This window comes from Acidimangrovimonas pyrenivorans (genome assembly GCF_042643245.1).
GTDB classification, from domain to species: Bacteria; Pseudomonadota; Alphaproteobacteria; order Rhodobacterales; family Rhodobacteraceae; genus Acidimangrovimonas; species Acidimangrovimonas pyrenivorans.
The window spans coordinates 229,717-241,860 of sequence record NZ_JBHRSK010000002.1; the positions used below are offsets into that span (position 1 = coordinate 229,717).

The following is a 12,144-nucleotide window of genomic DNA, read 5'->3' on the forward strand; positions in this document are numbered from 1 at the left end:
CCTTGGTGGACCATCTGCCAGATTTCTACAGAATCTCCCCCTCAATGTTCAATAAAGCGAACATGAGAAGCGCTTACGTTCATCTAACTGGACATGAATTTGACAGGAAAGCTCTATTCAGTGTATGATGTTTAATAAGTTGGACGCGAACCCCTCTCGCGTCCATTAAACCGCACAGGGGCAGGTTTCTATGAAGCGCAAGAGAAGCTACTCAAAGGTTACGCGACAAGCCTTGTCGATCCTCGGCAAGCTGATCCGCGTTGGTCGCTCTGAGCGTGGCATGACGGCCCAGGACCTTGCCGATCGCGCCGGTATCAGCCGCACGACGCTCTACAACATCGAGAAGGGCGCACCCGGCCCCGAGATCGGCACGGTCTTTGAGGTCGCCGCACTAGTGGGTGTCCGCTTGTTCGAATTCGACGACCGGACGCTGGCCATGCACAACGCCCGCCTCGATGAAAAACTGACATTGCTGCCGAAGAGCGTTCGATCCTCCCGACAGGAGGTCGATGATGACTTCTAAGCTCACGCAGCACAAAGAGGCCTATGTCTGGATTTGGCTTCCGGGGGAGACGGAGCCTGTCGTTGCCGGCCGCATCACCCAGAGCGATGGCGAAGGCCCTTTCTCCTTCAATTACGGCGCCAGCTACCTGAGCCGTGGGGACGCGATCCCGATCTACGAGCCCGAGCTCCCGCTCCGCCGCGGCCTGATCGAACCGGCCGCCGGCCTGTCCATGGCCAGTTGCATTCGGGACGGCTCGCCTGACGCCTGGGGCCGCAGAGTCATCATCAACCGTTTGGTGGGCGCCAAGGCCGCCGAGGCCGAAGCCCGCGACATCACCGAACTCACCTACTTGCTTGAATCGGGCTCGGACCGGATCGGCGCGCTCGACTTTCAGGAATCCGCCACGGAGTACGTCCCGCGCCTCAAGGCAGAGGCCTCGTATGAGGAACTGCTCGAAGCCGCTGAACGTATCGAAAAAGGCGTCCCGCTGACACCGGCGCTCGACCAGGCATTGAACCACGGCACGTCGATCGGCGGCGCCCGCCCCAAGGCTTTGATCGACAATGGCGACACCAAGCTGATCGCAAAGTTTTCGTCGAGCACGGACCTCTACAGTGTCGTGAAGGCTGAATTTATTGCCATGAAGCTGGCCGCTGCCTGCGGCCTCAATGTTGCACCCGTCTCGATGATCGCGGCGGCGGGCAAGGACGTGCTGCTGATCGAACGCTTCGACCGGATCAAAGCAAACGGTGGCTGGCAACGTAACGCTATGGTTTCAGCTTTGACGATGCTCGGCTTGGATGAAATGATGGCACGCTACGCCTCATACGAAGAGCTCGCCGAGATCATCCGCCATCGCTTCACCAACCCGAAGGAAACGCTCAGAGAACTCTACGGCCGGATCGTATTCAACATCCTTTGCGGCAACACGGACGACCATGCCCGCAACCACGCCGCCTTCTGGGACGGCAAGATGCTGACCCTCACCCCGGCCTATGACATCTGCCCACAAGGCAGAACCGGCAACGAGGCGACACAGGCCATGCTCATCAAGGGCGGGAACCGCATGAGCACGCTCCGCAGTTGCCTCGCGGCCGCCCCCGACTTCCTACTCGCGGAGAACGACGCCAAGACCATCATCGAACAACAGATCGCAACGATCGCTGGTGAGTGGGACGCCATGTGCGACCATGCCAAGCTAACCGAAACTGACAAGAACCTGTTCGGCGGCCGGCAGTTCTTGAACCCGTACTGCACCGACGGCCTCGGCGCTGAGCACGAAGCGTTGATCGAGAGATTTGACCAGGCGCGCGCGCAGATTACGGTATAAGAACCTAGTCCCCGTCACGGCTCATCTTGTAGCCGCGACCGCGCCGGCGCCTCTCACCGGCATTGTCTGCATGCCGATCCCATTTGTTGCGAAGATCGTCACCGTCATCACCGTCACCATCATCATGCTCACCATGATGATCGGCTTGCGCGGCTTCGTTGAACTCATCACCAAGCGCACCCTCTCGGGAAAGCCGCGGATCGGTACGCTGAACGCGCTCGGTCTCTTCTTTGGCGCCCCGCTTCGCCTCCTGTTTCGCGCGGTTCTTGAGTGCCTCGCGCTTGAGGTCACGCTCAAGCGACGCGCGTTCGCGCAAATCGATCTTGTCGAGCGCTTTTCTCTGCCCTTCGAGCGCGATCTTTTCACGTTCGTGGCGGCGCTCCAGCGCTTCGTTCTCCAAGCGATGCCGCTCGCGGGGATCAAGTCCGGTCCGCTCGGCAATATGGCCGAGAACTGATTGCAGCGCGGGCGTTCCCGATATCAGGTCGGCAACCTTTGAACGCATCCGGAACAGCCTACCGGACGCCTCTTCATGCTGAGCGGCGTGAAGGACGAGCCGCTCTTGCTGCTGGGCGAGAAGCATGGCCTGTTCGGTCTGTGCGAGCTTTTGGCGTCGCGCCGCCTGGGCGCGCTCCATCGCCTTCCATTTTTCGGCCATGACGCGCTTGATCTTCTCGTCGCGATCATCACGCTGATGCTGCTCATCTTCATCACGATCATGATCGCGATCCTGCTGTTCCCGCGCGCGCTCCTCGGCAGCCTTCAGGCGCTCTCTCGCCTGCTCTTTGGCCAGTTCGACGGACGGCAACTTGGCCGGATCGAGAGCGCCAAGCCGCTCGATCATGTCTCTGTATTTCACACCCTTGACGTAACGCGAGAGGCTGTGCACGTCGCCAAACTGATCGACGAGGACATACGGCCGACGGTCGCCGTTGGCGAGGATGTAGCCCTTCTCTTCGAGCGCGTTGCGGAACGCACCGGCGTTGTCGGCGGCGTTGTAGGCCTGCGTCACCTCGGCACGGCGCTGCTCGGGCGTGATGCCGGTTTTCTTTTGCTGGGCGCGTTCGGCGAGGCTTGCTTCGAGCTTTTCTTTCTTGAACTGCTCTCGCTGTTTCCATGCCTTGAGACCCTCGGGCAGCTCGTGTCCGTATTGCTCGGCAAGCTGCACCGCCATGTCGCAGAGCTTGCGGCGATCATGGGCCATGTGGATGGCCTTGAGATCAAGGGCGTCGATGCGCGACCAGACGACGTGCGCATGCTCGCGGCCGTCCTTGATGTGGAAGACGATGGCCCGCGGCTGTTCGTTCAATCCGAGCCTGTTTTCGATGGCTTCGATGGCCTCGAAATACTGCTCCCGCGACAGTTCCTCGCTCGGATTGACGGACAGGCTGTAAAGCGCATTTCGGGCTTTTGTGCCGGACGCGATGGCCTCGAATTCCGCAAAGGCGCCGTGCAGATCATCCGCAATTGTTCCGCGGAGTTCTGCAATCTCGACCTCCTCATTGTCGTAGGCATTGAGCAGGTGTGTGGCGAGATCGGAGCCTCCGGCGCGGGCATTTCCCTTGAGGATCATGGCGACACCTCAAGGCTCGCGCCCGAGCGCCAAAAGGAGCACGGTTCGCATTTCTGCGAGGTCACGCTGCGCGGCAATGATGAGTTCTGACAGATGCTCGTGATTGCCCTGCGCCCGCGCCTCCTTGAGCGAATAGGCCAGCGGTCCGAGCACGGCGAGAATGCGGGCGGCGAATTCGCGATCGATGGGCGGCGTACGGGTCGATCGTAGGGGCGTTTGATCGAGCAATGCATAGCGGATTAGACCGGCAACAGGCACACCGGCGGCGTCAGCCTGAGCTTTCACGAGCGCAGCTTCCTGCTCGTTGAAACGCGCCTTGAGCGTAATCTGGCGCTGCCTGTTTTCGCTGCCGCTGCGGGCCATCGTCTTGCTTCCTTTCACCCTCCTCACACCGGCTGCACGGCCGTTTCCGTGCTCGTCGTCCAGGGTGCGAAAGCCCTGGTTGATGGGGTTCCAAGGGGAGAGCCAAGGTCTCCATTTGGTCGTCGTCCAGCGCCGAAACGCTGGTGCACGGGTTCAGTCCAGATGGGAGAGGCAAATCTCCCAAGTCTGGTCGTTGGTTCAGGAGATCGAAATCTCCTGATCAGGTTTCCAAAGGGCTCGAAGGCTCTTTGGTCGTGGTGCAGCAACGAAATGCTGCCTGCGGAAACACCGGGGGCCGAGAATCGGTCTCCAAGGTGCTTTCCGCACAAGCCGGGGATGGAACGGGGGCGGCACTTGAGCCCCCTTCCCAAGATGGCGCGGGGACCCCGCGCACATCTTGTACTCCCTGCTAACGACCTATGGGTTCAGGATACGGCTACAAGTTTAGGATATTGTTAACGCCTGCTCTGTATCCCGCAGCCAGCAAGCGATCCTTTTGATTTTCTTTCACTTTTACCTGAATTTTTCTGGCGCGACAAGGATTGGACACGCACGCATTTTCGGCGCCTCCCGTTCTCAGCCGAGGGCCAGAACAGGTCGGCGCAGATTGTGGCGGATCATTACGAGCCCTCCTCCTGAAGCCGGTCATGCCAGAGCATTAGGGACGGTCGTCAGCGCTCACTGGCCCCTCGACCCTCGTTAGGCGAAGGAAGCTGACGGGATCACCACCGATGACGTTCTCTTCTTCAATCATCGGGCCTTCGAGCGTGGTGCGCCCGTTGCCACGTGTTTCTGTCACATCATGCAGGATGGCGAAGGACGCGCGCCCGCTCTCGAAGGTCACGAACAAGAAGGCCTTCGGCGCGATCAGCATCATCAAGGACTGATTGTAGGGCTTCGATATTTTCAGGTTTTCCCAAGACGCGCTTTCAGAAAGACTCTCCTCGTCCACCCCGACGATTTGACCGTGAACTTTCAGGTATGGACCATAGCTTGAGGGGAGCAGAATGAAGAAGATGTGGTTTTCCGACTGGAGATTGTCGGCGTCGCGATCGCGGCAATAACTTTGGCTCCAAACGCTGTACCGACCTTGATATGGCGCGATTTCGTTGTCGGCTTCCGGCAACCGGTTGGCCTCAAACTCAGGCGTATGAAAAAACGGCGCACCTGATTGCGCTGAGCGTTCGATCATTGTGCGCACGAGCGTGACGAAATCCGGTTCGTTCTCGCCACGCGCCTCGACACTCAGAAACTTGCGGTAGCGCAGGACTTTTTCATCCTCAGTGCGGACTTCGTTGCGCAGAAACCGCTGAAGTGAGCGCACATCGATATAGGACTGATCGGTTCGGTCCAGCGCGTAGCTCATCCGCTCCTGCAAACGCGGCGCCCCGATACCGTGGCGTTCCTGGTAGTCTTTCAGACGGTCGCGGATACGGTCGCGTTCATCATCATCAATGACAGGGATTTTTCGCATGACCGTTCCGCAATCTTCTTATTAGGTATGCTGGCAGACTAGATGCGCCGCCCCCCTGAGCCAAGGGCGCGACGCCAAGTGCTATCAGAACAAGCTCATCTGCTTGCTCTCTTCGACGTAGCGCGGCCACGCGGGCGATAGCGCCGCCTCTTCGAGCCAGGCGGTGACGTATTCGACCGGAGTGCCGTAGGCCTCGACCTGCTCTCGCTGTACGAAGTGGGATCGATAGCCTGTTTCGGTCATCGGCAACGGTTGGCGCCCCTCGGCGCGAAGCTGGATGTGGGCGATCGGATAGATATCCGAATTGTGCCACTTGGCTTCCCAGTTGATCTCGATGGCGATGCCCTGCCACTCGATCTCATATGTTTCGATCGCGCGGGTCATCGCTCACCTACCTTCGCGACGCGGTACTCGTCGCGGTGATAGCCATCATCGGGGTGGCGTTCGCCGTCCGCGATCTGGAACGCTATTTCTTCGAAGAAGCTGTCCAGTTCGCCTTCGGCCTCGGCTCGGGTCGCGAAGATTTCGCGACCCACGGCTCTGCCGGGAATGTGCCTCAGCCAGGTATTCGTCCAGCCGTCACGGAAGTTGTAGTGCTGTACTTCGTAGCTCATGCGACGATCCTCCCGTGTTTGTGGGCGATCTCGGCATATTCGCCTAGACTGCGTTCGGGGCAGAAATGCCTGTCGCGTTCGGCGGGAAGCCCAAGGGCGCCACGGATGCTCTCGATTTCGGAAATCCGGACGGTGCCGAGTTCGGCGCATCCGAACCCGATGTCGCAAAGACCGAAGGCGATATCGGGATCATCGGGATCGAGTTCCGATATGAGCCAGGTACAGTTCGCATCGGGTGTGAACAGTTTGACGACCGGTTTGTGCTCGGGCGGCTCCTGGCCTTCGGCGAGGGCCGCCGCGGTGGAGCGGCCCTGCGCGATTAGTTGTTCATATTGGTCTGCAAGGATCAGCTTCATCGGATCAGCCCTCCTTGTGCGGATTGAACGTAGCGGGCAGGATCACGAGCCGGCCTTCAGTGGCGGCGAGCGGTGTGCGCAGCGCGCCTTTGAAGCCTTTGCCGGATTTCGTCGGCCAGAGGCCGGAAAGCTCGGTCCAGTGCGGTTCACCTTCCGGCGTATCCTGTACGAGCCAGGCACGGAATTTCGGGCGCGAGCCGTTGCTCTTTTCGGCCGGATTGTTTTGCGTGGCGTTAGTCATTTTAGTCTCCTTTTCTTGCGGGCTGGCCCCATGCCAGCCGATGCCGACGCGTCCGGCGTATGCGTCGGGGCGGCTGCAACGCATTGTTGGGGGGACCGCAACGGAGCATCGCGACGGCAGCGGGGGAGCCGACAAAGCAAGTTGCAGCGCCGAGCCCCGCGTCATGCGCCAGCTTCGTGCATGGTCTGGCGATGTGGGTTGCCCTTGCTGAAATCAGGGGAGACGAAGACCAACGCATGCACCGCGATCGATCGGCGTGCAGCGTCTTGCATACGCAATTCGTCCAGCACGGTCAGAGACCGAACCCGAACCCGCGCAGGCCGTTTCCAAGACCTCGGAAATCATGAAGGCGAAGGCATAGCGCCTGCAAACCCGACGGGACCAAACTCGGTCGTTCTCGCCCGCGCTCAATGCCGCCAATGGGCACGTGAAGCCCGCCGCAGCATGTGTTGAACAAGTCAAGCGCGAGGGATCGTCACCTCTTTGGCCAAGACAAGATGGCTTGGGGCGCAGCTGCGCCTAGAGCCCGGTCCGGCACGGGCGCGCCCTCGGGCTTCCGTGTCCAATGCGTGTCGTCGCAATCCCGAGCCCTGCACCCAAGTCACAATTCAAGAGAACGATCTTGAACGGAGTGCGGCATGGGCCTGCCAAGTTTCATCGCGATCGGGGTGATCGTCGTCATCTTCGTCTTGCTGTTCCTGACGGGCAGCGAAGGCGAACCGACCACCTATGGCTCGGCAACGTGGCTCGATATCGGCGCCGCTCTTCGCAAGGGCTACTTCAAGGGCAAGGGTATATTGGTCGGTGATTGGGCCGGCCTCTTGCCCGTGCACTACGAAGACACACACGCGATCACGCTTGGCCCGTCTGGCAGCGGCAAAGGCACAAGTGCTATTTTGCCGAACCTGCTCGACAGCCCATATGTCTTCCTCTTCTGCCCTGGGGGCGAGAACACGGCGATCGTCATCAAAGATCGCCGTGCGAAAGGTGATGTTCTCGGGATCATCAATCCGTTCAGCATGCATGACGGAGAACCTTGGAACCTTCCTCGGCACGGCTTCAACCCGCTCGATATCCTCGACCCGAGAGACCCGCAATTCGCGGCCCATGCCGAGTTGCTCGCCGACCTTCTGACGCCGCGCAGCGGCAAGGAAGGCGGATCGAGCCAATTCTTCAAAGATTCCGCCCAAGGCTGGAAGCAGGCCGTCATCATCTACATCATGGTGCGCCTGCCCGAGAAGGACCGACACCTCGGCACACTATATCGGCTGTGCAACCTGCCGGCCCGTGACTGGAAAAAGCTCCTCAAGGACATGCAGAAATGCACGGCGGCCGAAGGGCTGGTCGCGATCGAAGCCTCCGCGATGGAACGCCGCGAGGTTCAGGCTCCGGAAGAATTCTCGGCCATCATGTCCACAGTGCAGCAAGATTTGCGCTGGCTGGCCGATCCGCTCGTGCGCGAAAACCTCAAGCGCAGCGACGTGGATTTCGGGGCCCTGAAGGGGATCGATCGCCACGGCAACAAGGTCAACGGCTGCCTGATCTCGGTAGTGCTGCCGCTTGAATATAGCGAGACGCATGCTGCCATCACACGCCTCGCTCTTGGCTGCGCGATCTGGACGATGCAGCGCGCCCCGCTCCCGCGTGGCAAGGTGCTGTTCATCATCGATGAAGCGGCTTCGCTTCAGAAGATCACGCGTTTTCCGAACTGGCTGGCGACGCTGCGCAAGTACCGCGTCGTGCTTTGGCCGATCTTCCAGAACATCGGGCAGGTTAAAGCGCTCTATGGCCAGGAATGGGACACCTTCATCGCCAATTGTGGCCTTCGGCAGTTTCTCGGCGCAGCCGATCTCCAGACGGCGCAATACGCCCACCACCTGCTCGGCGAGCATACGACGCACACGATATCGGTGAACCACGAGGGCAAGGAGAACACCTCCGAGGCCAAACGCTCGCTGATGACCGTGGACGAGATTCTGTACCTCGATAGCAGCTCACAGATCGTTTTCTCGGGCAGTGATCGGCCGATGCGGCTCATCAAGACGCCCTACTGGGAGCGCCCGGAATTTCGGGGGCGGTTCAACCCGAATCCGTACATCGAGAAGCGGACACCACGGAATTTCAGCGCGCCGTTCAAGAAGGCGATCGGCGATCTGTTCTACGCGATCGCATGGGCCACAGCGCCCCATCCGACCGCCCTCAAGCTCTATCTCATCGCCATCACCGTGGCCGGTTTCACCATCTATTTCGACGTTACGGGGACGCTATGACACCTGATGTTTCAGATCCCAGCATCTACCAGATGTTCGCAAGTGGCTATTTCTTGCTCCTCCTCTTCTGGTTCATCAATCCGGCCGGAGTAGAGGCGATCCTCACGCTGATCTTCTACCTGCTCGCCGGGATCGTCCTCGCGCTCGGGTTTCTGCTGAGCCTGCTGCGCACGCTGCTGCGCTACGCATGGCGCGGTAATCGCCGGTTCATGCCAAGTCTCGGACGCCTCGCTCTCCTGCTCGGCTTCGTCATCCTCGAAGCCTTCAGGCGAACACCGCCCGAACCGGAGTTCGAAGACCCCGAGCCGGATTTCGACGCCGAATACGATCCTGATCCGGAACCAGAGCCTGGCCCGAGACCAACACCCAAGCCGGTCGACAAGATCGGTTGGGCGCTCGCGGTCCTCGGCCTGACACGGGACGAGCTGACGCCCGAGGCCCTCAAGCGAGCCTATCGGACGGCCATCAAGGCCGCACACCCGGACCTCACGGGAAGCACCGAAGAAGCCGTGCGGATCAACCAGGCGCGCGACGCGATCCGTCAGCATTTCAACTGGAGCTAAGAAGGAGAAGACCATGAAAGGACATGAACTCAAACCGAGCGGCGGCGGCCTGCTTGCCAGAGCCAAGGGACGGCTCGCCGCCCATGATGACCGCCGCGTCGAACGCACGATCCTGAAAGGCCGCTGCGCGGTCACGGACAAACCCTTCGAGGCCGTCTTCGAACGCAAACGCGGCGGCGATGACACGATCTTCCGCTTCAAGGAATATCTCAGGCCGCAAAACGGCGGCACAGGCGGGCCGTCGTCTATCCCGACCAAGCTCGATGTCCCGATCGACGACATCAAGCTGGAGAGCCTTGGCTGTCCGCACTGCAAGAGCGGCAGCGCTTTCCACTGGGTCCGCTGCGGACGCTGTAAGAGCTTCGTGTGTAGCGGCCGCTCGCAACAGCTCAGCAACGGGTTCTATTTCCGGTGCGGACTGTCCTGCGGAAACGAAGGGATCACCGGCGAATTGAAGCGGGTTGATATGATCAAGCCGCCCAAACCGACCGCACTGCAACTGCCCAACAACAAGAAGCCGCGCCGCCTGCTGACGGATCAGCGCATTGCCCTACGCATCACCGACGCTCGCGGCCGAAAATAGCGAGGAATGACCATGACCGAACCAATGCCACAGAGCGCCGAACGCTCATCGCACCTTTCGCCACTGAAAGCGGCCTCGGACGAGGAATTGCGCAAGATCATCAGCGAGGCGAAAGCCCTGCTCGACGCGCGCGAAAACGACCGCAAAAGGGATGCCATCGCCAAGATCAAGGCGCTCGCCAAAGAGCACGGGCTCGATGTCGCGATCGATCACCAGAAGCGCAAACGGGGGCGTCCCAAGACCGCCCAAGGGGGCTGAATTGGCAGGAAACAGCTTGAGAATGGTAGAATCTAAAGAGACCCTCGGGTCCAAGGAGACAGACGATGACTGAAGATGAGATGCAGGAATTGCGTGAGTTGCTGGCCCAGGAGGCCGAAAGCTACGCGAAAAACGATGACTACATTATCGACACGCCCGATCGGATCAGCGCGTCCAACGCGCTGGACCAGACGAGCGAAGCCGAATTGCTCGTGTTCGGAATCCCGCGCGAGATGGTGCCCACACTCCAGACCGCCTACATGGCATATTTCGTACTGGAAGACCTCGTCGAACCCTCGCTGTTCGACGAGCGTACGACCGAACTCATCGAAAAGGCGCGCGCCATCATGCCTCCTCGCAAGAGCTTCGGTCGCGATATCCCGTTCCAAACCGGCATATCCGATGAAGGGTTCTTCCAGAGCTTCGCCAAGACATTCATGGACGTCCCCTATCGCCATGCGACGGCGATCTACGCCAAGCATGAATTCAACACTCACGGGATCACGCAGTTTGCGGATGAACGGTAGAACCGTCATCCGCAAAGCCGCAGGAACGATAGAGGCCGCCTATGCGGCGGCCTCGTCTTCGTCGATCATCGGCTGCAAGCCGTGGAGATAGTCCGCGGCGCGCTGCGCATGCGCCGCTGCGGCGAAGATGGCGCGTTTGTCGTCCTTCAGAACTTTGAGCCAGCTGCCGATATAGGCCGCGTGGTCCTCGCGATCTTCGAGCGTGATCCCGAGATCGGCGCAGAGGAACGCGGCGCCAAGCTCAGCCACGAGTTCTTCGCGGGCATATCCGGCATCGCCGAACTTCTCGCGTCCGAAGTCTCGATCGAGACGGCTCTTGTGACGCGTCCAGTGCGTGCATTCATGCGCGAGGGTTGCGTAATAGCTTTCGGCATCGCGGAAGCTCTCGAAGACGGGCATCTGCACGTAATCCTCCGGCGGGCAGTAGAAGGCACTGTTACCGCCGTGGCGAAGGTCGGCGCCGGTATCGGTGAAGAATGCCTCCGCGGCTTCGATCCGCTGATCGGGATTGAGCTGTGACTTGGCGGGCGCGTAGTAGTGCGCAGGAAGCCCCTCGATTTGCTCGATATTGAAGACGGTGTAGCCCTTCATGAAGGGGATCTTCTGATCGACCTCTTCGCCGGTTTTGTCATCGATTTCCGTGCGCGTGAGCGTGTTTGCATAGACGACGGGCGAACCTTTCTCTCCTTTCCGAACGTTGCCACCGAGTTCGCGGGCTTGCTTGAAAGTCATCCAGATCGGCGCTGCGAAGTGGCGTTCCATCGACGAAGCCCAGAGCGTCAGAACGTTGATGCCGCTGTAGGGCTGGCCGTTGTGCCGCAGGGGCCGGGAAACGGGACCGGCGGCGTGCGCGGCGTTCCAGGGTTGCGTCCAGGGTTTGATGCCTTGCTCCAGGGCGGTGACGATTTGGTTGGTGATGCGGGTGTAGATGTCTTCGCGGGCGTTTTCGGTCTTGCGTTTCATGTCGATCTCCTTCCGTTTGGCGTTTCCTCAAGACGCGGCACAGAAGGACGGGCGAATGAGCCGGCTGGTCAGCGCGCCATAGGCGCGTGTACGGCCAACACGGTCCGGTGAAGCCGAAGGTGGAGACGGATGGTGCGGGCAGGCCGTTGACCGGACGGTGCGCCCGGCCAAGGAATGCGTCAGAGATTGAGGAATGCCTTTACGGAAGTGTGGCGTGATGTGGCACGAGACCTTTGAGCCGAAAAATCAGCACCACAGACATCGCAACAAGACCGCCCGAGAAAGCCATCACGCAGAGGAGATTATCCCGCTTAAACGGCGTGTCCCGGTGGCCTCCAACGTGCACGACCGAACAAACCGGCCGCCACAGGCATCACGATTGACCGCACGCTCGGGGAGAGATGGCCCCCACGCTGGCTCCGCACATCCAAGGCAAAAGCGAGACTGGCGAACTCGGCATCGTACTGGCACGAGAAAGATCGATGTGGCCTGCGCCACAACCGCGCCACAAATCGAAAAACACT

Annotated in this window: 15 protein-coding genes; 7 read left to right on the forward strand and 8 right to left on the reverse strand. The window is 60.2% G+C overall.

Annotated elements, in window-relative coordinates; genetic code table 11:
• Positions 1-190 precede the first annotated feature (190 nt).
• Together ACFOES_RS01980 and ACFOES_RS01985 are read left to right on the forward strand one after the other, a co-directional pair.
• Positions 191-523, forward strand: a complete 333-nt coding sequence (locus ACFOES_RS01980) for a helix-turn-helix transcriptional regulator (protein WP_377831475.1) — start codon at positions 191-193, stop codon at positions 521-523.
• On the forward strand, positions 513-1,835 hold the full coding sequence (locus ACFOES_RS01985) for a type II toxin-antitoxin system HipA family toxin (protein WP_377831476.1): 1,323 nt from the start codon (positions 513-515) through the stop codon (positions 1,833-1,835). The genes ACFOES_RS01980 and ACFOES_RS01985 overlap by 11 nt, the downstream gene beginning before the upstream one ends.
• A 4-nt stretch (positions 1,836-1,839) precedes the next feature.
• Here ACFOES_RS01985 and ACFOES_RS01990 read toward each other — a convergent pair whose 3' ends face one another.
• From ACFOES_RS01990 to ACFOES_RS02020, 7 genes are all read right to left on the reverse strand, one after another.
• A complete protein-coding gene (locus ACFOES_RS01990) occupies positions 1,840-3,408 on the reverse strand; it encodes a relaxase/mobilization nuclease domain-containing protein (protein WP_377831477.1) in 1,569 nt (522 codons plus the stop codon).
• A 9-nt stretch (positions 3,409-3,417) separates the two neighbouring features.
• Positions 3,418-3,771 (reverse strand): plasmid mobilization protein, encoded by a 354-nt coding sequence (locus ACFOES_RS01995; protein WP_377831478.1) that lies wholly within the window; start codon positions 3,769-3,771, stop codon positions 3,418-3,420.
• A 658-nt stretch (positions 3,772-4,429) separates the two neighbouring features.
• Entirely contained in the window at positions 4,430-5,245 is an 816-nt protein-coding gene (locus tag ACFOES_RS02000; protein ID WP_377831479.1) for a hypothetical protein, read from the reverse strand.
• Between the two features lie 84 nt (positions 5,246-5,329).
• Entirely contained in the window at positions 5,330-5,629 is a 300-nt protein-coding gene (locus ACFOES_RS02005; protein WP_377831480.1) for a hypothetical protein, read from the reverse strand.
• Entirely contained in the window at positions 5,626-5,859 is a 234-nt protein-coding gene (locus ACFOES_RS02010; RefSeq protein WP_377831481.1) for a hypothetical protein, read from the reverse strand. The genes ACFOES_RS02005 and ACFOES_RS02010 overlap by 4 nt, the downstream gene beginning before the upstream one ends.
• The gene (locus tag ACFOES_RS02015) at positions 5,856-6,215 is read right to left on the reverse strand and encodes a DUF2958 domain-containing protein (RefSeq protein WP_377831482.1); all 360 of its coding nucleotides are present in this window, start codon (positions 6,213-6,215) and stop codon (positions 5,856-5,858) included. The genes ACFOES_RS02010 and ACFOES_RS02015 overlap by 4 nt, the downstream gene beginning before the upstream one ends.
• A 4-nt stretch (positions 6,216-6,219) precedes the next feature.
• The gene (locus ACFOES_RS02020) at positions 6,220-6,456 is read right to left on the reverse strand and encodes a hypothetical protein (protein WP_377831483.1); all 237 of its coding nucleotides are present in this window, start codon (positions 6,454-6,456) and stop codon (positions 6,220-6,222) included.
• A 638-nt stretch (positions 6,457-7,094) separates the two neighbouring features.
• On the opposite strand from ACFOES_RS02020, the gene ACFOES_RS02025 reads away from it, so the two are divergent.
• The 5 genes from ACFOES_RS02025 to ACFOES_RS02045 all read left to right on the forward strand — a co-directional run bounded on the left by ACFOES_RS02025 (position 7,095) and on the right by ACFOES_RS02045 (position 10,657).
• A complete protein-coding gene (locus tag ACFOES_RS02025; RefSeq protein ID WP_377831484.1) occupies positions 7,095-8,726 on the forward strand; it encodes a type IV secretory system conjugative DNA transfer family protein in 1,632 nt (543 codons plus the stop codon).
• Positions 8,723-9,289, forward strand: a complete 567-nt coding sequence (locus ACFOES_RS02030; protein WP_377831485.1) for a hypothetical protein — start codon at positions 8,723-8,725, stop codon at positions 9,287-9,289. Before ACFOES_RS02025 ends, ACFOES_RS02030 begins: the two co-directional genes overlap by 4 nt.
• Positions 9,290-9,302: 13 nt before the next feature.
• Positions 9,303-9,872 (forward strand): hypothetical protein, encoded by a 570-nt coding sequence (locus tag ACFOES_RS02035; protein WP_377831486.1) that lies wholly within the window; start codon positions 9,303-9,305, stop codon positions 9,870-9,872.
• Positions 9,873-9,878: 6 nt separating this feature from the next.
• Positions 9,879-10,130, forward strand: coding sequence for a hypothetical protein (locus tag ACFOES_RS02040; RefSeq protein WP_377831487.1), 252 nt, complete (start codon positions 9,879-9,881; stop codon positions 10,128-10,130).
• 65 nt (positions 10,131-10,195) lie between these two features.
• Positions 10,196-10,657 carry a hypothetical protein gene (locus ACFOES_RS02045; protein WP_377831488.1) on the forward strand — a complete coding sequence of 154 codons (462 nt, stop codon included), beginning with the start codon at positions 10,196-10,198 and terminating at the stop codon, positions 10,655-10,657.
• A gap of 39 nt (positions 10,658-10,696) precedes the next feature.
• Here ACFOES_RS02045 and ACFOES_RS02050 read toward each other — a convergent pair whose 3' ends face one another.
• Positions 10,697-11,620 (reverse strand): ArdC family protein, encoded by a 924-nt coding sequence (locus tag ACFOES_RS02050; protein ID WP_377831489.1) that lies wholly within the window; start codon positions 11,618-11,620, stop codon positions 10,697-10,699.
• Positions 11,621-12,144: the final 524 nt, after the last annotated feature.